20 protein-coding genes are annotated in these 18,829 nt (G+C 63.7%); 18 read left to right on the top strand and 2 right to left on the bottom strand.

Annotated features, from left to right (window positions below; all coding sequences use genetic code 11):
• The first annotated feature begins 86 nt into the window (after positions 1 to 86).
• The 14 genes from AB3X98_RS05515 (at position 87) to AB3X98_RS05450 (ending at position 14,820) form a co-directional block, all read left to right on the top strand.
• A complete protein-coding gene (locus AB3X98_RS05515) occupies positions 87 to 1,253 on the top strand; it encodes a mandelate racemase/muconate lactonizing enzyme family protein (RefSeq protein WP_368604397.1) in 1,167 nt (388 codons plus the stop codon).
• A 105-nt stretch (positions 1,254 to 1,358) separates the two neighbouring features.
• Entirely contained in the window at positions 1,359 to 2,717 is a 1,359-nt protein-coding gene (gene dctA / locus AB3X98_RS05510; RefSeq protein WP_368604398.1) for a C4-dicarboxylate transporter DctA, read from the top strand.
• 246 nt (positions 2,718 to 2,963) lie between these two features.
• Positions 2,964 to 3,734 carry a GntR family transcriptional regulator gene (locus AB3X98_RS05505; RefSeq protein ID WP_069266593.1) on the top strand — a complete coding sequence of 257 codons (771 nt, stop codon included), beginning with the start codon at positions 2,964 to 2,966 and terminating at the stop codon, positions 3,732 to 3,734.
• Complete coding sequence (locus tag AB3X98_RS05500; RefSeq protein WP_368604399.1) at positions 3,731 to 5,470, top strand: fumarate reductase/succinate dehydrogenase flavoprotein subunit; 1,740 nt, start codon at positions 3,731 to 3,733, stop codon at positions 5,468 to 5,470. The genes AB3X98_RS05505 and AB3X98_RS05500 overlap by 4 nt, the downstream gene beginning before the upstream one ends.
• Before the next feature lie 11 nt (positions 5,471 to 5,481).
• Positions 5,482 to 5,727, top strand: a complete 246-nt coding sequence (locus tag AB3X98_RS05495) for a ferredoxin family protein (protein WP_069266595.1) — start codon at positions 5,482 to 5,484, stop codon at positions 5,725 to 5,727.
• Positions 5,728 to 5,773: 46 nt separating this feature from the next.
• The gene (locus AB3X98_RS05490; protein ID WP_368604400.1) at positions 5,774 to 7,201 is read left to right on the top strand and encodes an ABC transporter substrate-binding protein; all 1,428 of its coding nucleotides are present in this window, start codon (positions 5,774 to 5,776) and stop codon (positions 7,199 to 7,201) included.
• 49 nt (positions 7,202 to 7,250) lie between these two features.
• Positions 7,251 to 8,111, top strand: coding sequence for an ABC transporter permease (locus tag AB3X98_RS05485; protein WP_069266596.1), 861 nt, complete (start codon positions 7,251 to 7,253; stop codon positions 8,109 to 8,111).
• 44 nt (positions 8,112 to 8,155) lie between these two features.
• Positions 8,156 to 8,926 (top strand): ABC transporter ATP-binding protein, encoded by a 771-nt coding sequence (locus AB3X98_RS05480; RefSeq protein ID WP_368604476.1) that lies wholly within the window; start codon positions 8,156 to 8,158, stop codon positions 8,924 to 8,926.
• Between the two features lie 34 nt (positions 8,927 to 8,960).
• The gene (locus tag AB3X98_RS05475) at positions 8,961 to 9,956 is read left to right on the top strand and encodes a HEAT repeat domain-containing protein (RefSeq protein WP_368604401.1); all 996 of its coding nucleotides are present in this window, start codon (positions 8,961 to 8,963) and stop codon (positions 9,954 to 9,956) included.
• Entirely contained in the window at positions 9,953 to 10,246 is a 294-nt protein-coding gene (locus AB3X98_RS05470) for a gamma-butyrobetaine hydroxylase-like domain-containing protein (protein WP_342948825.1), read from the top strand. Before AB3X98_RS05475 ends, AB3X98_RS05470 begins: the two co-directional genes overlap by 4 nt.
• A 148-nt stretch (positions 10,247 to 10,394) precedes the next feature.
• Positions 10,395 to 11,207, top strand: a complete 813-nt coding sequence (locus AB3X98_RS05465; protein WP_342948824.1) for a hypothetical protein — start codon at positions 10,395 to 10,397, stop codon at positions 11,205 to 11,207.
• Positions 11,208 to 11,425: 218 nt separating this feature from the next.
• Positions 11,426 to 12,421, top strand: coding sequence for an aldo/keto reductase (locus tag AB3X98_RS05460; RefSeq protein ID WP_368604403.1), 996 nt, complete (start codon positions 11,426 to 11,428; stop codon positions 12,419 to 12,421).
• Positions 12,422 to 12,637: 216 nt separating this feature from the next.
• The gene (locus tag AB3X98_RS05455; RefSeq protein WP_069266601.1) at positions 12,638 to 13,384 is read left to right on the top strand and encodes a glucose 1-dehydrogenase; all 747 of its coding nucleotides are present in this window, start codon (positions 12,638 to 12,640) and stop codon (positions 13,382 to 13,384) included.
• A gap of 128 nt (positions 13,385 to 13,512) precedes the next feature.
• Positions 13,513 to 14,820, top strand: coding sequence for a chloride channel protein (locus AB3X98_RS05450; RefSeq protein ID WP_368604404.1), 1,308 nt, complete (start codon positions 13,513 to 13,515; stop codon positions 14,818 to 14,820).
• 33 nt (positions 14,821 to 14,853) lie between these two features.
• Here the strand turns inward: AB3X98_RS05450 and AB3X98_RS05445 are convergent, their stop codons facing one another.
• Positions 14,854 to 15,495: a DUF1109 domain-containing protein gene (locus tag AB3X98_RS05445; RefSeq protein ID WP_069266603.1), complete on the bottom strand. Its 642-nt coding sequence runs from the start codon at positions 15,493 to 15,495 to the stop codon at positions 14,854 to 14,856.
• The gene (locus AB3X98_RS05440) at positions 15,492 to 16,037 is read right to left on the bottom strand and encodes a sigma-70 family RNA polymerase sigma factor (protein WP_368604405.1); all 546 of its coding nucleotides are present in this window, start codon (positions 16,035 to 16,037) and stop codon (positions 15,492 to 15,494) included. Before AB3X98_RS05440 ends, AB3X98_RS05445 begins: the two co-directional genes overlap by 4 nt.
• 420 nt (positions 16,038 to 16,457) lie before the next feature.
• Between AB3X98_RS05440 and AB3X98_RS05435 the strand changes: the two genes are divergently transcribed.
• From AB3X98_RS05435 to AB3X98_RS05420, 4 genes are all read left to right on the top strand, one after another.
• Complete coding sequence (locus AB3X98_RS05435) at positions 16,458 to 17,096, top strand: cytochrome b/b6 domain-containing protein (protein ID WP_342948821.1); 639 nt, start codon at positions 16,458 to 16,460, stop codon at positions 17,094 to 17,096.
• Positions 17,097 to 17,152: 56 nt separating this feature from the next.
• Complete coding sequence (locus AB3X98_RS05430) at positions 17,153 to 17,929, top strand: molybdopterin-dependent oxidoreductase (RefSeq protein WP_069266606.1); 777 nt, start codon at positions 17,153 to 17,155, stop codon at positions 17,927 to 17,929.
• Between the two features lie 105 nt (positions 17,930 to 18,034).
• Positions 18,035 to 18,298, top strand: a complete 264-nt coding sequence (locus AB3X98_RS05425) for a pentapeptide MXKDX repeat protein (RefSeq protein ID WP_368604406.1) — start codon at positions 18,035 to 18,037, stop codon at positions 18,296 to 18,298.
• A 117-nt stretch (positions 18,299 to 18,415) separates the two neighbouring features.
• On the top strand, positions 18,416 to 18,817 hold the full coding sequence (locus AB3X98_RS05420; RefSeq protein WP_069266716.1) for a hypothetical protein: 402 nt from the start codon (positions 18,416 to 18,418) through the stop codon (positions 18,815 to 18,817).
• Positions 18,818 to 18,829 lie beyond the last annotated feature (12 nt).

Genomic DNA, 18,829 nt, shown 5'->3' with positions numbered 1-18,829 from the left:
CATAACCTAGCGTCTCCCACAGCCAGCGAATCGCGAACGACCGCGAGAACGACCGCGCATGCTGGCCGTGCCACCAGGAGACACCCGTGAGAATCGTTGAAATCCGCGAAAAAACCGTGCCGATCAGTTCCTCGATCCGCAACGCCTATATCGACTTCAGCAAGATGACGCTCAGCCTCGTCGCCGTGGTCACCGACGTGATCCGCGACGGCAAGCCCGTCATCGGCTATGGCTTCAACTCGAATGGCCGCTATGGCCAGGGCACGCTGATGCGCGAGCGCTTCATCCCGCGCATTCTCGAAGCCGATCCCGCCTCGCTCGCGAACGACGCGGGCGACAACCTCGACCCGCACAAGATCTGGGCGACGATGTTCACCAACGAAAAGCCGGGCGGCCATGGCGAGCGCTCGGTGGCGATCGGCACGATCGACATGGCGGTATGGGACGCCGTGGCGAAGATCGAAGGCAAGCCGCTCTTCCAGCTGCTCGCCGAGCGCTACGGCAATGGCCAACCCGACCGCAAGATCTTCGTCTATGCGGCGGGCGGCTACTACTACCCAGGCCAGGACCACAACAAGCTCAAAGACGAAATGCGCAGCTATATCGACCGCGGCTACACGGTCGTGAAGAAGAAGATTGGCGGCGCGTCGCTCGACGAGGACCTGCGCCGCATCGATTCGATCCTGAGCGTGCTGGGCGACGGCCAGAAGCTTGCCGTCGACGCCAATGGCCGTTTCGATCTGGACACCGCGATCCAGTACGCGAAAGCGCTCTCGCAATACGATCTGTTCTGGTACGAGGAGCCGGGCGATCCGCTCGACTTCGAATTGCAGGCCACGCTGCGCAACTACTACGACAAACCGATGGCGACCGGCGAGGATCTGTTCTCGATGCAGGACGCGCGCAACCTCATCCGCTACGGCGGCATGCGTCCCGACCGCGACTGGCTGCAGTTCGACTGCGCGTTGAGCTACGGCCTCGTCGAATATCTGCGCACGCTGGAGATGCTGCATCAGCACGGCTGGTCCGCGAGCCGCTGCATTCCGCACGGCGGCCATCAGATGTCGCTCAACATCGCGGCGGGCCTCGGGCTTGGCGGCAACGAGTCGTATCCCGATCTGTTCCAGCCTTATGGCGGCTTCCCCGATGGCGTGAAGGTCGACAACGGCTACATCACGATGCCCGACCTGCCCGGCATCGGCTTCGAGGGCAAGGCCGATCTGTTTGCGGAAATGCAGAAGATCGCGGCCTGACGCCGAAGCGAAGAAAAGAGCGCGACCGGAAACACAACCGCTGCACGCATGGCGGTTGGCGGTCGCCCGAAATTACCTGCATGGCGCCATGCTCAGGAGACAGACATGCGGCCCTCGAAACTCAAAAAGTATCTTTCGAAGCTCTACATACAAGTCTTGATCGGTATCCTGGCGGGCATTCTCGTCGGCCACTTCTATCCGGATATCGGAGCCGATCTCAAACCGCTTGGCGACCTCTTCATCAAGCTGATCCGCATGGCGCTCGCGCCGATCATCTTCGCTTCGGTCGTCGTGGGCATTGCCCGGATGAACGACCTGCACGAAGCCGGCCGCGTAGGCGTGAAGGCGCTGCTCTACTTCGAGGTGGCGTCGACCATTGCGCTTCTCGTAGGCCTCGTCGTCGTGAACGTGATCAAGCCGGGCAGCGGCATGAACATCGATCCGGCGCACCTCGACAGCTCGGCGATCGCCAGCTACGCGCACGCGGCCCACGACCACACGGCGCTCGGGTTCCTCATGAGCATCGTGCCGAACAGCATCGTCGGCGCGTTTGCGAACGGCGAAATTTTGCCGATCATCTTTTTCTCGGTGCTGTTCGCCATTGCGCTGGCGAAGCTCGGCCCGCGTACCGCACCGCTCGTCGATATGCTCGACATGTTCTTGCAGGGCATGTTCGGCGTCGTGCGGATCGTCATGTATGTCGCGCCCGTGGGCGCGTTTGGCGGCATGGCGTTCACCATCGCGAAGTACGGGCTCGGCACGCTGGCGTCGTTTGGCGAGCTGATGCTTTGCCTGTACGTGACGTCGATTGTCTTCGTCGTGGTGGTGCTCGGGCTCGTCATGCGCGTTTGCGGATTTTCGCTGTGGAAGTATCTCCGCTATATCCGCGACGAAATCCTGATCACGTTCGGCACGGCGTCGACCGAGGCCGTGCTGCCGCAGATGCTCGTCAAGATGGAGAACCTCGGCTGTTCGCGGCCTGTTGTCGGCATGGTGTTGCCGACCGGCTATACGTTCAACGCGGACGGCACGGCGATCTATCTCACGATGGCGGCCCTCTTCGTGGCCCAGGCGATGAACATTCATCTCACGCTGTTCGATCAACTTGTCGTGCTGAGCGTTTTGCTGCTGACTTCGAAGGGTTCTGCTGGTGTGGCCGGAGCGGGGTTTGTTGCGCTCGCTGCTACGCTTGCTTCGATGCATAAGATTCCGGTTTCCGGGCTGGTGCTGCTGTTGGGGGTGGATCGGTTTCTCAATGAAGCTCGGGCGGTGACCAATTTGATTGGGAATGGCGTGGCCACGATCGTGGTCGCCAGGTGGGAAGGGGCGATGGATGTTGCGCGGGCTCGGGCGGTTTTGAATGGGGAGATTGGGGGTGGGGACGCGTCGGGCGCTGGCGATTTGTCTTTGCCCAGCGGCGAGCCGGTTTCTGGCTCGAGGGGGCTGGTAGAAAACCATCTGTGAAATGAGTACTTTGCGGTGCCTTGTTTTCGCGTCGGTATGCCTGGGTTGCCCCTGTAAGGTTCACCGACGCGAACACAAGAAAAAGCCAAAGCGCCAAAAACCACAACCCCTCCGCGATAGCACCAAAAAACCACAACAAAGCAAACCCAAACCAGACACCAAAGAAATACATATCAGAATTCGTTAGTTTGTCGCAGATGGAACCCTGACTAGACTGCAGATCCATCTTGTTATGACAAGCGAACCATGCCCCGAACAAATCTGGTGGCGCTATCCCCCCAGCCGCTCTACGTCCAGATCAAGGACACGCTCCGAGAGCGCATCCTGAACGGCACCTATGCGCCGCACAGCCAGATGCCCTCCGAACACGAGCTATGCGCCCTGTTCGGCGTCAGCCGCATCACCGTGCGCCAGGCGCTAGGCGATCTGCAAAAGGAAGGCCTGGTCTTCAGGCTGCACGGCAAGGGCACGTTCGTCTCCAGGCCCAAGGCATTCCAGAACGTAACCTCGCTGCAAGGCTTCGCGGAAGCGATGTCGTCGATGGGCTACGAAATTGTCAACCAGTTGCGCAGCTTCAGGATCATCAAGGCCGATCGCCACGTCGCGCAACGGCTCAATCTTCTGGAAGGCGCGCCGGTCGCGGAAATCCATCGCGTGCGCATGCTCAACCGCGAACCGGTTTCGCTAGAACTCACGTGGGTGCCGGAAGCGCTCGGCAAGCGGCTCGCCAACGCCGACCTCGCCACGCGCGACATTTTCCTGATTCTCGAGAACGACTGCGGCGTGCCGCTCGGTCATGCCGATGTGTCAATCGACGCGATTCTCGCCGATGACGACATCGCCCGCGCCCTGCGCGTGGAAGACGGCAGCCCCGTTCTGCGGATCGAACGCCTGACGCACGACGCATCCGGCAATCCCATCGACTACGAATACCTGTATTTCCGCGGCGACGCCTTCCAGTACCGGCTGCGCGTCGACCGCCAAAAAACCCGTGCAAGGGGAAGGAAAGCGCTATGAATACCGAAGTGCTCGAATACGACATCGTGGTCGTCGGCGGCGGCACGGCCGGCCCAATGGCTGCAATCAAGGCCAAGGAACGCAACCCGGCGCTCAAGGTGCTGCTGCTTGAAAAAGCCAATGTCAAGCGCAGCGGCGCAATCTCGATGGGCATGGACGGCTTGAACAACGCCATCATTCCCGGCCACGCCACACCCGAGCAGTACACGCGCGAAATCACCGTCGCCAACGATGGCATTATCGACCAGGAGGCCGTCTATGCGTATGCGCGACACAGCTTCACGACCATCGAGCAGCTCGACCGCTGGGGCGTGAAGTTCGAAAAAGACGGCAACGGCGACTATGCCGTGAAGAAGGTCCATCACATGGGCGCTTACGTATTGCCCATGCCCGAAGGACACGACGTGAAAAAGATCCTCTACCGGCAGCTCAAACGGGCGCGCATCGAGATCACGAACCGCATCGTCGCCACGCGGCTCATGACCGATTCGCAGGGCCGCGTAAGCGGCGTGCTCGGCTTCGACTGCCGCACGGCGCAGTTCCACGTAGTGCGCGCGAAAGCCGTGATCCTGTGCTGCGGCGCGGCGGGGCGCCTCGGTCTGCCCTCCTCCGGCTACCTGATGGGCACTTACGAGAATCCGACCAACGCGGGTGACGGCTACGCCATGGCGTACCACGCGGGCGCTGCCCTCGCGAATCTGGAATGCTTTCAAATCAATCCACTTATTAAGGACTACAACGGACCGGCTTGTGCATATGTCACCGGGCCGCTCGGCGGCTTCACCGCGAACGGCAAGGGCGAGCGCTTCATCGAATGCGACTACTGGAGCGGCCAGATGATGTGGGAGTTCTACCAGGAGCTGCAGAGCGGAAACGGCCCCGTGTTCCTGAAGCTCGACCATCTTGCCGAGGAAACGATCCAGACCATCGAGCAGATCCTGCACACCAACGAGCGCCCGAGCCGCGGCCGGTTCCACGCGGGCCGCGGCACGGACTACCGTCACCAGATGGTCGAGATGCATATTTCCGAGATCGGCTTTTGCAGCGGGCATAGCGCGTCGGGTGTCTATGTGAATGCGCGCGCGGAGACGACCGTACCCGGACTCTATGCAGCAGGCGACATGGCGGCCGTGCCCCACAACTACATGCTAGGCGCATTCACCTACGGCTGGTTCGCGGGCGCCAACGCGGCCGAATACGTGGAGGGCCGCGAGCATGCGAGCCTCGACGAAGCCCAGATCGCCGCTGAACGCGCACGGATCTACGCGCCGCTCGAACGCGAAAACGGACTCGCACCGGCCCAGGTCGAATACAAGCTGCGCCGCATGGTGAACGACTATCTTCAGCCGCCCAAGGTCACGCGCAAGATGGAGATCGGCCTGCAGCGCTTCGACGAGATCGCCGAAGACATCGAAGCGATCAAGGCCAACAATGCGCACGAATTGATGCGCGCCGCCGAGGTGCGCGCCATTCGCGACTGCGCGGAAATGGCGGCGCGCGCCTCACTGTTCCGCACCGAAAGCCGCTGGGGCCTGTATCACCACCGGGTCGATTACCCGCAGCGCAACGACGCCGATTGGTTCTGCCATACGCACCTGCGCAAGGACGCTTCCGGCAGCATGACGAGCGAAAAGCGCGCGGTCGAGCCGTACATCATCCCGCTCGCGCAAGCGGATCGAGGCGCTTACGATCAGCTACGCATTCGCGAATCCGCGGAACTCGTCGCCGAACACTAGGGAATCCGAATATGTCCTATACGCCGCACGAAATCTTCCAGCGCAGCAGTGCGCCCGTCACGATCGACGAAGACCGCTGCATCGCCGACAAAGGCTGCACGGTTTGCGTGGATGTGTGCCCGCTCGACCTGCTCGCAATCGATGTGAGCAAGGGTAAGGCCTATATGCAATTCGACGAATGCTGGTATTGCATGCCCTGCGAACGCGACTGCCCGACCGGCGCAGTCAAGGTCGACATTCCGTACCTGTTGCGCTAACCGCTGTCACCCCACGACGGTACCCGTATTGCTCGCCAAACAGATCATGAAAACACGCCAACGGATTCTTCGCCTTTTCGCCGCCCCGCTACTGCTGAGCGCCGCGATCACCGTACACGCCGAGACGATTCGCGTCGCGATCGGCACCCAGGACACCACTATCAACTGCGCGACGGGTGGCCTCCTGATCCGCGAATTGCACTTGCTCGACAAGTATCTGCCCCACACCGGCAAATACGCGAACGTCACCTACGACGTGCAGTGGAAGGACTTCACTTCCGGCGCGCCGCTCACGAACGAAATGGTGGCCGGCAAGCTCGACTTCGGCGCCATGGCGGATTTCCCGGGTTCGCTCAATGGCGCGGCGTTCCAGAAAGCGGGCCGAAAGAGCCTCTTCATCACCGTGCTCGAAGGCAGCACCGATGGCAGCGGCAACGGCATCGTCGTGCCCGTCAACTCGCCGCTGCATTCGATTGCCGACCTCAAGGGCAAGACGATCTCGGTACCGTTCGCCTCGACGTCGCACGGCATGCTGCTGCGCGCAATCAAAGCGCAAGGCTGGAACCCGGATACCGACGTGAACATCATCACGCAAGCGCCGGAAGTGGCAGGGAGCGCCCTCAAGGCGGGCAAGATCGACGCCCACGCCGACTTCGTGCCGTTCGCCGACCTGTTCCCGTACCGCGGCATCGCTCGCAAGATCTACGACGGCGCCCAAAGCCGTGCGCCCACCTTTCACGGCGCGCTCGTCGATGCCGCTTATGCGCAGAAGTACCCGGAAGTGGTGGTCGCCTATCTGCGCGCGGCAATCGAAGCGAACCGCCTGATTGCGGAAGATCCCGAAAAATATAGTTTGCTGATCGAGAAGGTGACGGGCATCGAGGCGCCCGTCGACTATCTCTATCATGGACCGCTCGGCCTGCAAACGCGCGATCTCACCTGGAAGCCGGAGTACCGCCAGGCCGTGGCGACTGCCATCGACACGCTGAAGCTGCTCAAGAAAACGGATGTCAATCTCGATGCGAACACCTTCATCGACGACCGCTACATCCGCGAGGCGTTCAAGGAGTCGGCACTCGACTATGACGCCGCGCTGAAAAACTACGCTCGGCAGCCGCTCGCCGCGAACGACGCGCTGACCGGCAAGCCCATTCGTGATTTCCTCGCGGTCACACAGGTGTGGGTCGCCAACGAGGCACACGTGCGCAACTATGCGAACGCGGCGGAAGGGTTCGCAGCGCTCGCGAAACTCGAACAGTCCGGCAGCAAGGTGCGCGCGGTCTACGTGCAGGACCACGACAGCGGACAGAAGCTCTTCGCTTCCGACGCCTGGTACGTACGCGACGCGCATGGCGACGTCACCGCGTTCCTGCAGAAGACAGGCGCGGATGCCTATGCACAGCACACGTCGGGCGCGGTCGTCGACTATGCCGCTGCAAAAACGGGCGCCCAGCAGGCCCTCGCTTCGCGCTAACGCGTCGCGCTCTGTCCGCCCGCTCACTTGCCATTTATGAGGAGTCCGCATGTCTGCCACGCTTGACCTCGCAGCCCGGCAACGCCAGGCCGTCCGGGAACCGGCACTGACTGCAGCCGCAGCGCGCAGCGCACCGATACGCCGCCGCGCATGGCGCGCCGGCTCGATCGTGCTGTTCGTGGCTGCCTGGCAGTTGGCCGTTCATTTCCGGCTCTCGCTTGGCATCGTCACGTTCGCGAATGTCCCTTCGCCCGCCGACGCCATTCCCGCGCTATGGGCGCTGCTCCATTCGCCGAAGCTGCCGATGCATCTCGCCGCGAGTCTGACGCGCGTGCTGGCCGGCTTCTGCGCGGCGGCCCTGGTCGGCGTCGGGCTCGGACTCGCGATCGGCCGCTATCGCGCACTCGAAGATGTGCTCCTGCCGCCGCTCGAAGTGCTGCGGCCAATCCCGGCGGTCGCGTGGATTCCGCTCGCGATCCTGATGTTTCCCTCTTCGGAACTGAGCATGATGTTCATCACGTTCATCGGTGCGCTGTTCCCGATCCTGCTGAACACGATCCACGGCGTGGAGGCCGTCGACCCCCGCCTCGTCGCCACCGCGCGGGGTCTCGGTACCGGCTCGCTGTCGCTCTATACAGAAGTGGTGTTGCCGGGTGCCGCGCCTGCGATCTTCACGGGTCTTTCCATCGGCATGGGCACCGCATGGTTCTGCCTCGTAACCGCGGAAATGATCGCCGGGCAGTACGGCATAGGCTATTTCACCTGGGAATCCTATACGCTTCAGAACTACGCGGATATCGTGGTCGGCATGGCCCTGATCGGCGTGCTCGGCATGGGCAGCAGCCTCCTCGTCAAACGCATCGGCACCGCACTGACGCCGTGGTACCGCCTGCGGGGAGCGCGCCAGTGAACACGCCTGCCGCCGTCCATCCTGAAGCCCGCGCCAGGGCGCCGGTGTCCCACGCGGCGGGGCACATCAACGTGCGTTCGCTGACCGTGGAGGTCGGGCCGCCGCACGCGCGCTTCGCCGCGCTCGACTCACTGAACGTCGAGATCGCACCCGGCGAGTTCGTGTGCGTGCTTGGGCCGTCCGGCTGCGGAAAGTCCACGCTGCTCGGCGCCATCGCGGGGCACGTCCCGTCCACGCAGGGCGAAATCGCCGTCGACGGTCTCGCGGTCGAGCGCCCGCATCCGGAGCGCGGCCTCGTATTCCAGCAGCACACGCTGTTTCCCTGGAAGCGTGTGATCGACAACGTGGCCTTCGGCCTGAAGATGAAGGGCGTTGGCGCCAGTGAGCGTCGGCGCGAAGCGGCCGAACTGCTCGCGCTGGTGGGGCTCGCGGGATTCGAGTCGCACTATCCCGCGCAGCTGTCGGGCGGCATGCAGCAGCGTGTGGAAATCGCGCGCGTGCTGATCAACCGTCCGCGCATTTTGTTGATGGACGAGCCCTTCGGCGCACTCGACGCCCAAACGCGCCGCATGATGCAAACGCTTTTGCTCGACATCTGGACGCAGATACGCACGACCGTCGTGTTCGTCACGCACGACATCGACGAAGCGCTGTTTCTCGGCGACCGCATCCTGATGCTCTCGCAACGACCCGCGCGCCTCGTCGCCGATATCACAGTGCCGCTCGCGCGGCCGCGCAGCGACGAGAGCACGACCGAAGCCGGCTTCATCGACATCAAGCGCCGCTGCCTCGCGTTGCTGCGCGAAGCGGCGTAGTCCCTCAAGCGCCCACCAGATCACTGCCCTTCCCATGACCGTTTCCGCTCCCACCTTGCCGAACCCGCAGCACCCGAGCGCCGAAGCGAGCGCCCTGCTCGCGCGCCTCGCCGACGCCGATCCCGCCGTGCGCCGCATCGCGCTCTTCGAACTCGCCGATCTCGAAGATGAAGCGCTGCTGCCCGCGTTCGTGGCCACGCTGCGCGACGATCCCGCTCCAGACGTGCGCCGCGAAGCCGCCGCCGTGCTGGCCGCGTGGGAAGACGACGACGTCGTCGAAGCGCTCTGCGCAGCATTGCTCGACACCGACGACGACGTGCGCGAAGCCGCGGCGCAAAGTCTTTCGGAATTGAAGGCGCAGTCGTCGGGCCACGTGCTGCGCCGGTGGGCCGCGCGGCCCGAACCGTTCGTGCGCCGCGCGGCGCTGCGCGGCCTGCGCGAACTCCGCTTTGCGGATGCCTTCGAGCCCGCGCTGCATGCGCTTGCGGACACTGAGGCCGACGTGCGGCTCGAGGCCGTCGCCGTGCTCGGCTGGCTGAAGGAGGAACGCGCGCTGAAGGCGCTCGCCGCGCTCGGCGCCGGCGACGCGCACCCCGACGTCCGCCGCGCCGCCGTTGGCGCGCTCGGCTTCGCATCGCCGGACGATCAGGCCACGCTCGACGCGCTGCTCACGGCGTTGCGCGACGACGCCTGGCAGGTGCGCGAAGAAGCCGCGACGACGCTCGGCAAGCTGCGTGCCGCAACGGCACTCGCACCGCTTGTCGAAGCGCTCGGTGACGCCTACTGGCAGGTCCGGCTGCGCGCGGCCCGCGCACTCGGACAGCTACGCGATGCGCAAGCGGCCACCGCCGTCGCCACGCTGCTCACGCATTCGATCAGCAACTTGCGCAAGGAAGCGGCGCTCACGCTCGGCGAACTGGGCACGCGCGAGTCTTTGCCCGCGCTGCAAAGCGCGCTGCAGGACCGCGATCCCGAGGTGCGCAAGGCCGTGCGCATCGCTATCGGCCAGATCGCGGGCGCAGCGCCATGAAAACGCCGCTCGAGGTTCGCAACGACGCCGTCGCGCGAGCGCTCACGCTCCGCTGGCCGGCAGGCGAGACACAACGTGTGAAGCACGCCCGGCTGCGCGCGGCGTGCCCGTGCGCAGCCTGCCGGCGCGTGCGGCTCGACGGCGCCGCGCCCGCGGCCGCTGCGGATGTGATGCTGATCGGCATCGAGCCGATGGGCTACGGCGTGCAGCTCGCGTTCAGCGACGGCCATGCACGCGGCATCTATCCATGGACCTACCTCGAGCAGCTTGGGCGCGGCGAAGACCGCTAGCTTGCGCCCTGAAGCTGGCAGCCACCCGCCTCGCTTCGATCTTCGATTAAAGAACGCTCGCATCGCGCCGATAAGCATGCCATGCCGTGCTCGTTTGACGGGCGCCCGATCCGTTGACAAAGAATCGAAGAAAAAGATGCGAAACAGAATGACCCGCCTGCTCGTCGGCACTTCCTTCACATCCGCTGCGCTATTGTCAGGTTGTGTTCAGTTCGTGCCGGTCAAGGATATGGCCAACGACAAGCCCGGCTATCTCGCGGCGCACTTTGCCGTGGATTCCTTGCCCACGAGCGTTCGCGAGAAAATGCCGGCACCGGGCACGCACGTGCTGCCCTTCAAGGTCTTGACGGTGCTCGGCAAGGTAACGGGCCATGTTGGCACGGTGGGGATCGAGCGCGACTTCAAGACTGTGCTGATCAACGCACAAGATACGGGCATGGTCCAGCAGGTGTATGAAAGCTCGGCGAATGGTGTGCCCGCCGCCGCAACGTTCAGCCTCTCTTACCTCAACATTTACAGCCTGAAAGAGGAAACGGCGAACTACGCGCAGACGGCGGCGTTCATCCCCTTCGTCGCGCACGACGCCGACAACAATCAGTTCGCGTTCAACGCGCCGCAGGAAGACGAAACCTATACCACGACGTTCAAGTTCGGCACGACGGTTCAGATCGTCAACTTCCGGGCGCTCACGTGGACCTGTCACACGAGCCGCTACTATCCGGCTTCCCAGTTCAATGCGGCGTTCACCGGCAAAGCGATCGACCTGGACTGCGAACAGACGAAGGACGGTATCGTCCAGAACAAGACGCGTCGAACGTATCTGACTCAGTACGGCATCGGCCTGACCCGCTCGGTCGCCACCACTTCCGGCAAACTGGACTGGACCTATAGCGGCTTCGACAAGGACGGGCAACAAACGCTGACGCCGCACGGCCAGGCAGCGATCGAAAAACCGATTTGAAGTCGAGGCAGTGACGGCGCGCGCGATCGTCGGCCCCGCCCCTCGATTATTCGGACCGTTGAGAATCGATCGATGCGGTGAACACGCGGTTTCCCACGATTGTGGCCCTGAGTTCCAGCGCCTTGGATACCTGCTCCTGACAGCCAGCTACACTACGGGCGCAGAGGCCGTTGAAAGGCCTGCCAGACAACTGCGCGAACCACAGGAGGAGCACGCAAATGACGCTTTCGAAGAGAAAATTTGGGCGGACCGGCTGGAACGTGTCCGAGATCGGCTTTGGTGCATGGGCAATCGGCGGCTCGTGGGGAAGCGTCGGCGAAGACGACGCCAGAGCCGCGCTGAACGCCGCGCTCGATAACGGCGTCACGTTCATCGACACCGCCGACGTCTACGGCGACGGCCGCTCGGAGCGCATTATCCGGGACGTGCTGCGCGAACGCGGCGGCCAGTGCCCGATCGTGGCGACGAAACTCGGACGCCGGCTCGATCCGCATGTGACCAGCGGCTATCTGAACCAGCGCGAACTCGAAGGCTTCATCGACCGGAGTCTTTCGAACCTGGGTGTCGACACGCTCGACCTCGTGCAATTGCACTGCCCGCCGACGGAGGTCTACTACCGCCCCGAGGTATTCGACGCGATGGACAGCTTCGTCGCCGCCGGCAAAATCCGCTTTTACGGCGTTTCGGTCGAAAAGGTGGAGGAAGCGCTGAAGGCGATCGAATATCCCAATGTGGTCTCGGTGCAGATCATCTACAACATGTTCCGCCAACGGCCTGCCGCCCTGTTTTTCCGCGAGGCGCTAAAGAAGAATGTTGCGGTCATCGCGCGAGTGCCGCTCGCGAGCGGCATGCTCACCGGCAAATTGTCCGCGGATTCCGTTTTTGCGGCAGACGACCACCGTGCGTTCAATCGTCATGGCGAGGCATTCGACGTAGGCGAAACGTTCTCGGGCGTGCCGTACGACGTCGCCTTGAAGGCGGTCGATGAACTGCGCGGCCTGGTACCCGTGGACGCCTCGATGGCACAGCTCGCCCTGCGCTGGATACTCATGGAAGACGCTGTCTCCGTCATCATTCCGGGCAGCAAGAACGCGGCCCAGGCGGCGTCGAACGTCTCGGCGGCAAACCTCGCGCCGCTCTCCGACGCGGCGATGCAACGCGTGCGGGACGTTTACGAACACTATATAGCGCCGCACGTCCACCAGCGCTGGTAAAAGCCCTTGCGGTCGAGGCCGCAGGAATTTCTGCGCCCGCTTACCCGATTTTGCTCCGCCCCGATTGTTCGGCTGATCCTGCCAGTCAATTCGCGCCAGGCCGCTTTATCGCGGCGGCGCGGACCTTTAGATTCGCAATAGTCGCCGGCCGATGGCTTCATTCAAGCCAGGACGCCGGTTCCATTCGATGCTGCGACATACGGTAAGGAGAACATGATGGGCAAACTTGCAGGCAAGGTGGCAGTCGTCACGGGCGCGTCGAAAGGCATTGGCGCTGCGATCGCCAAGGCCCTCGCGGCCGAAGGCGCTTCGGTGGTCGTGAACTACGCGAGCAGCAAGGCGGGCGCCGATGCGGTCGTGAGCGCGATTACGGCCGCGGGCGGCAAGGCGGTTTCCGTCGGCGGCGACGTGTCGAAGGCGTCCGACGCACAAGGCATCATCAGCACGGCCGTCGAAACTTACGGTCGCCTCGACATCCTTGTCAACAACTCGGGCGTCTACGAGTTCGCGCCAATCGAAGAGTTCACGGAGGCGCAATACCGCAAGCAGTTCGACATCAACGTGCTCGGCGTGCTGCTCACCACGCAGGCGGCCGTGAAGCATCTTGGCGAGGGTGCGAGCATCGTGAACGTGAGTTCGGTCGTGACGACGGTCACGCCACCGGGAACGGCTGTCTATAGCGGCACGAAGGGCGCGGTGGATGCGATCACGGGCGTGCTGGCACGCGAACTGGGACCGCGCAAGATCCGCGTGAATGCGATCAATCCCGGCATCATCGAGACAGAAGGCGCACACGCGATCGGCGTCATCGGATCGGATTTCGAAAGCCAGACGGTCAGCCAGACGCCGCTCGGACGCATCGGTCAGCCGGACGATATCGCCTCGGCCGTCGTGTTCCTCGCATCGGACGACGCCAAATGGTTGACCGGCGAGCATATCGTCGCCAGCGGGGGCCTGCGCTAAGGCAGGTGGGTGAAACTGGCTGGCGCGAAAAAACGCGTGCGTGCTAATCTCCTGAAGATCGGTCGTGCCGCCCGGGTGGCGGCACGACCGGCAACGCTTCGGAAAGAGGAGTTTGGCCAAGCCGCCTCATGCGAGTTTCCGACCTTGTAGACAGCCGCACGATTCTGCGCAGCCGGCGGCGTTGGCTGTATTTCGGCGTGTTCTGGCTCGGCGCCATCGCGACGGGACTGGTCGCGGTCATGTACGCGCGGCTCGTCGACTTCGGTTACTCGCTCTTTGTGCAGATGACAGGCCACAACCGGTGGCTGCCACTCGTCATCACGCCGGCCATCGGTGCGTTCTGCGTATGGGCCACGCGCCGCTGGTTTCCGGGTTCGGAGGGCAGCGGCATCCCGCAAGTCATCGCAACGCTGCACGACGTGCGCAAATTCGGCCCGCGCCTGCTCACGCTGCGCATCCTGATCGGCAAGATCGCCCTGTCGTTTCTCGCCATTGTCGGCGGATTCACGATTGGCCGCGAAGGGCCGACCATCCACGTGGGCGCGGCGCTCATGTACAGCCTCCGGCGTTTCTACCCGGCGCGACTGCGCAGCATGTACGGCGTCGGCCTCGAATACAAGCTCGCGCTCGCTGGGTCCGCCGCGGGCCTTTCTGCCGCATTTAATGCACCGCTCGCGGGCGTGGTCTTCGCCATCGAGGAACTCACGCGCAGCTTCGAGGCGAAAACCAGCGGCGTGATCATCACGGCGATCATCTTTTCCGGCGTCGTCTCACTCGCGCTGCAAGGCAACTATGTCTATTTCGGCACGATCGCCATCGGCAGTCATATGCCCGATCTGCTCGCGGTCGCCGTCATCCTCGTCGGCGTGATCACCGGCCTCGCAGGCGGCGTGTTCTGCTGGCTGCTGCTCAACACCGAACGATGGATGCCGGCCCGTTTGTTCGCTCTCCGAAAGGAACGGCCCGTGACGTTCGGCGCCGTGTGCGGTTTATTCATCGCCGTGATTGGCGTGGCGAGCGGCGGCAATCTGTTCGGCAGCGGCTATGCGCAAGCGCGCGGCATGCTCGAGGGTCATTCACAGCTCGGCGTCGCCTATCCCGTGCTGAAAATGGCCTCGATGGTGGGCTCGTACCTGCCGGGCACGCCGGGCGGCCTTTTTGCGCCGTCGCTGGCGATCGGCGCCGGCATCGGCAATGCACTGCACATGGTGTTCGCGCAGATGCAGCTGCCAATGCTGATCGCGCTCGGCATGGTCGGCTATCTGGCCGCCGTCACGCAGAGCCCGATCACGGCGTTCGTCATCGTCATCGAAATGATCGACGGGCACGCGCTCGTGATCTCGTTGATGGCAACGGCGCTCGTGTCGAGCCAGGTCTCGAAGCTGTTCGCGCCGCCACTGTACGAAGCCCTGGCGCAACGCTTCCTGAAGCAGTGACGCGCACTCACGCGCGTCGATCCTCACGCGCCGTTACCAGCGCAGCAACCGCGGCCCCAGCCACGCGCCAATGCCGGCGGGCAGCAACATGCCGATCACATACCAGACGCTCCAGAACGCCGGGCTCATCTCCGGGCAATGGAGGCAATACGCAATGGTCGCGAGCGCGCTCGCAAAGAGCCCGGCTGCCGCGCCCGCTGCGCGCAGGCGGGTGGGCGCGAGACCGCGCACGGCCCAGAAGACGGCCACAAACGTCGGCACCGAAAGCAGCACGATATTGAACGGGCACGTGCGCCATGTGAGGCCCATCACGAGCGGTATGCGTTGCGCGGGCGCCGCGTCGCCCAGTGCGAGCCACGCGCCCGCCAGCACGGCGACGAACGGCAGCGCGACCAGCGCCCACGCGTAGCCGCCGCGCCGGCCCGGCCGCCCGAGGCGGCTGACCGCGAGCGCGGCGGCGGCCGCGACACACAACGGGAACGCGAGCTTCGCCCAGAAGATCGGCGTGTGCATGACACTCATGAGATCGTGCCGCACGCCGAACACCACGCTCATCAGCACGACCGAGCCCGCAAAACCGAGCGCCAGCGCCCGCGCGAAGCGGCGCAGCACAGCTTTGCGGTCCACGCGCGCATCGCCGGCGGCGAGCAGGTTGATCAGATCGTCGGTTTTCATCGCGCTCCCCTGATGCGCGTGGCAAGCGCCTTCAAACCGCGATGAATGCCCACCTTGACCGCCGATTCGGAGAGCCCCGTGAGCTTCGCCGTCTCCACGACCGAAAGCCCTTCGAGCTTCACGTGGACGATAGGCAGGCGCTGCTTGTCGGGCAATTGCTCGAGCAGCTTGCCGATATCTCGGCGCGCCTGCGCGGGTTCGTCGTCGGGCGCGGCGAAGAGATCGGTGTGATCTTCGAGCGGATCGTTGAGCACGTCGCGGCGTGCGCGCGAGCGGAAAAAGTCCATCAGCTTGTAGCGGGCGATCGCGTGCACCCAGGCCGTGAGCGGTTCGTCGGGGCGCCATGTGTGACGCGCGTTGTGGACCGCCAGCAGGATCTCCTGTACGAGGTCCTCGACGTCGTCGCGCAACTGCGGGATGCGCCGGCGCAGGTAGCCGCGCAAATGGCGCGTGAGTTCCTCGAGGAAGTCGCGATACGCTTGCGCGTCGCCTTCCAGGCCGCTGACGAAAAGCGCTTTGAGACGGGTATCCGCGGTGTGCAAAGGTCGTCCTGGATGATCGCGACGGTAGGTTAGCGGGCTTGCGGGCATGGCGCTCGCCTGGTCTTGCGAAGGAGAGCTTTCAAAATTATTACGAGCACCGCCATATTCGCACCCGTTCGCGTGAGCGTAGCCGAACGCTTCGCTCCCCGCAACGGCATGCGCTGCCCCGGCGCGCGCGCCGGGCGTCGCCCCTTCCGTCATCGTCGCCCATGTGCTAGTCAAACCCACCTTGTGCCTCTTTCGCTTGGCGCGAGCGCGTGCGCCCGTTGCGGGTAGTTCGTTCGCCGCGCCAGTTGGGTTACAGCCTCGGCGACTTATTTTTAGCCGCCCCCCGGTCTCGCGATTTTTTCCCGACGCGCTGTAACCGGCGCGCGCGCCACAGCGAATTCACTGTCAACTCTGCGCTAACGAGGAATCGCCATGCACACGTCGATCGGTGAATCGCCCGCACTCGAAGCCAGCGTGCGCCGCCCACGCGCCATCCAGCCGCTCTGGCTGCGCGTCACGCATTGGCTCAACGCGCTTGCGGCGCTCGTCATGATGTTCTCCGGCTGGCGCATTTACGATGCGTCTCCCGTGTTCGCGGGCTTCGTCATTCCCACCTCGATCACGCTCGGCGGCTGGCTCGGCGGCGCACTGCAATGGCATTTCGCGGCAATGTGGCTGCTGTTTTTCAACGGCCTCGTCTATCTCGCCATGAATCTCGCCACCGGCCGCTGGCGCACGAAGTTCTTCCCGCTGAGCCCGCGCGCCGTGCTGCACGATCTGCGCGCCGCGCTCATGGGCCGACTTTCTCACGCTGACCTAAGCCAGTACAACGCCGTGCAGAAACTCGCCTACCTGATTGCGATCGCCGATCTCGTCGTCCTCGTGCTGTCGGGCCTTGCGATCTGGAAGTCGGTGCAGTTTCCGCTGCTGCGCGAGTCGATGGGCGGATACGACCGCGCGCGCGTCGTGCACTTTTGCGCGATGTCCGTGCTTGCGGCGTTCGTGCTCGTTCACGTGACGATGGTCGCGCTCGTGCCGCGCTCGCTGCTCACCATGCTGCGCGGACGCTGAACGCGCCGCCCAATCCTGTTTGAATCATCGTCCTTCGATATCGATAAGGATTCCAGATGAACACGACCGACCGCAAGATCATCGCAATCGACCGCGCAGCGATTCTTGCCGATGCACGGCGCGAACTCGACATGCCGTCACGGCGCCTGTTCGGCAAGCGCATGCTCACGCTCGGCGGCCTCTCGCTGCTGACAGGCTGCACGATTACCGACGACGCCTCGGTCAACACGTTCCTCACCGCCGTTTCCCGGCTCAACGATCGCGTGCAGGCATGGCTGTTCGACCCGACCGGGCTCGCACCCACGTACAGCGAAGCCCAGATCACGCGCCCCTTCCCCTTCAACGCGTTCTATAGCGAAAGCGAAGCGCCTGTGGTCGATGGCGACGACTATCGGCTCAGGCTCAGCGGGCTCGTCAAGGGCCAGCGCGTCTGGACGCTGCCCGAGTTGTACGCGCTGCCGCACGCCGAGCAGATCACACGGCACATCTGTGTCGAAGGCTGGAGCGCGATAGGCCGCTGGGGCGGCACGCCATTCGCGCATTTCCTGCGCCGGGTCGATGCGGATCTCACCGCGCAATACGTGGGCTTTCGCTGCGCCGACAACTACTACGAAAGCATCGACATGGCCACGGCGCTGCATCCGCAAACCTTGCTCGCTTTCGACTACGACGGCGAGCGCCTGCCGGCGAAATATGGCTATCCGATGAAGCTGCGCATGCCGACGAAGCTCGGCTACAAGAACCCCAAGCACATCGTCGAGATTTTCGTCACGAATACGTATCCAGGCGGCTACTGGGTCGACCAGGGCTACAACTGGTTCGGCGGTTCGTGACGTCTTCCGGCCGCCGCCTGATACGCCACTTCATGCGACGGTTCTGTTTCACTTCCGCCCGCAAAAGGGGCAACGTTTTTTTCCACCCAGCAAGGAGCAATGCAAATGAACACGATCCGATTCGCAGCCATCGCCATCTCGGCCGCCCTGTTGAGCATGAGCGCGGGAGCATTCGCGCAGGCAAGCGGCGCGATGTCGAACGACGCCATGTCGAAGGACTCGATGCAGAAGGACGCCATGGGCAAAGGCACCATGGCGCACGATACAATGAGCAAAGGCGGCGCGATGAGCCATGATCAGATGAAAAAGCCGATGAAGCCCGACGCCATGGGCATGGATCATCCGGCGTCGGGCGCCATGGCGCACTGAACCGTCGTAACGCGCTCCCGGCGTCGCTTGCCAGGAGCGCATCGCGTGCGCCCCAGCACAATGCGCAAGCGATGCACGATTTCCGCGGGGCCGCACACCCTGCACTGGGAGTACGTGATGGGAAGCGAATGGCAACGCCGCCTGAAATTGTTCATTCAGCGCTTCTGGCAGCCAACCAGCGCATGCATGACCTGCATGCCGGGGAGCTGGGGCAACATCATGAGCCTGCCCCATTGGACCATTGCATTCAAAACAGGACTGTTCACCGGCGCGCTGGCGGTGCTTCTCACCTTCACGCCAGCAACGAAGTGGTACGCGAATCGCTATGGCAACGCGCTGCTGGTAGGCTGCCTGACCATCATCGGCGATGCCTACGCACACACGAGCCACTATCGCATTCATGTTCTCGAACACATTGCGACGGGGGTCGTCGCTGGCCTGATCGCGCTCGCAGCGTCGTATCTGTTTGACGAGCGCGCGCGCCGCATACGAACGCTATGGACGCGCCTGACCGGATGATTCACGAGGCGA

The organism is Paraburkholderia sp. BR14312, assembly GCF_040948675.1.
Taxonomy (GTDB): domain Bacteria; phylum Pseudomonadota; class Gammaproteobacteria; order Burkholderiales; family Burkholderiaceae; genus Paraburkholderia; species Paraburkholderia nodosa_A.
The sequence above is the reverse complement of the archived record's forward strand: the minus strand, read 5'-3'. Positions and strand labels throughout refer to the sequence as shown.

Excerpts from the sequence above, each read along its gene's own strand:
- AB3X98_RS05475 (WP_368604401.1), top strand. The coding sequence starts at position 8,961 with ATGACCGTTTCCGCTCCCACCTTGCCGAACCCGCAGCACCCGAGCGCC.
- AB3X98_RS05485 (WP_069266596.1), top strand. The coding sequence starts at position 7,251 with ATGTCTGCCACGCTTGACCTCGCAGCCCGGCAACGCCAGGCCGTCCGG.
- AB3X98_RS05500 (WP_368604399.1), top strand. The coding sequence starts at position 3,731 with ATGAATACCGAAGTGCTCGAATACGACATCGTGGTCGTCGGCGGCGGC.
- AB3X98_RS05460 (WP_368604403.1), top strand. The coding sequence starts at position 11,426 with ATGACGCTTTCGAAGAGAAAATTTGGGCGGACCGGCTGGAACGTGTCC.
- AB3X98_RS05425 (WP_368604406.1), top strand. The coding sequence starts at position 18,035 with ATGAACACGATCCGATTCGCAGCCATCGCCATCTCGGCCGCCCTGTTG.
- AB3X98_RS05495 (WP_069266595.1), top strand. The coding sequence starts at position 5,482 with ATGTCCTATACGCCGCACGAAATCTTCCAGCGCAGCAGTGCGCCCGTC.
- AB3X98_RS05450 (WP_368604404.1), top strand. The coding sequence starts at position 13,513 with ATGCGAGTTTCCGACCTTGTAGACAGCCGCACGATTCTGCGCAGCCGG.
- AB3X98_RS05490 (WP_368604400.1), top strand. The coding sequence starts at position 5,774 with ATGAAAACACGCCAACGGATTCTTCGCCTTTTCGCCGCCCCGCTACTG.
- AB3X98_RS05445 (WP_069266603.1), bottom strand. The coding sequence starts at position 15,495 with ATGAAAACCGACGATCTGATCAACCTGCTCGCCGCCGGCGATGCGCGC.
- AB3X98_RS05430 (WP_069266606.1), top strand. The coding sequence starts at position 17,153 with ATGAACACGACCGACCGCAAGATCATCGCAATCGACCGCGCAGCGATT.
- AB3X98_RS05435 (WP_342948821.1), top strand. The coding sequence starts at position 16,458 with ATGCACACGTCGATCGGTGAATCGCCCGCACTCGAAGCCAGCGTGCGC.
- AB3X98_RS05455 (WP_069266601.1), top strand. The coding sequence starts at position 12,638 with ATGGGCAAACTTGCAGGCAAGGTGGCAGTCGTCACGGGCGCGTCGAAA.
- AB3X98_RS05465 (WP_342948824.1), top strand. The coding sequence starts at position 10,395 with ATGACCCGCCTGCTCGTCGGCACTTCCTTCACATCCGCTGCGCTATTG.
- AB3X98_RS05420 (WP_069266716.1), top strand. The coding sequence starts at position 18,416 with ATGGGAAGCGAATGGCAACGCCGCCTGAAATTGTTCATTCAGCGCTTC.
- AB3X98_RS05470 (WP_342948825.1), top strand. The coding sequence starts at position 9,953 with ATGAAAACGCCGCTCGAGGTTCGCAACGACGCCGTCGCGCGAGCGCTC.
- dctA (WP_368604398.1), top strand. The coding sequence starts at position 1,359 with ATGCGGCCCTCGAAACTCAAAAAGTATCTTTCGAAGCTCTACATACAA.
- AB3X98_RS05505 (WP_069266593.1), top strand. The coding sequence starts at position 2,964 with ATGCCCCGAACAAATCTGGTGGCGCTATCCCCCCAGCCGCTCTACGTC.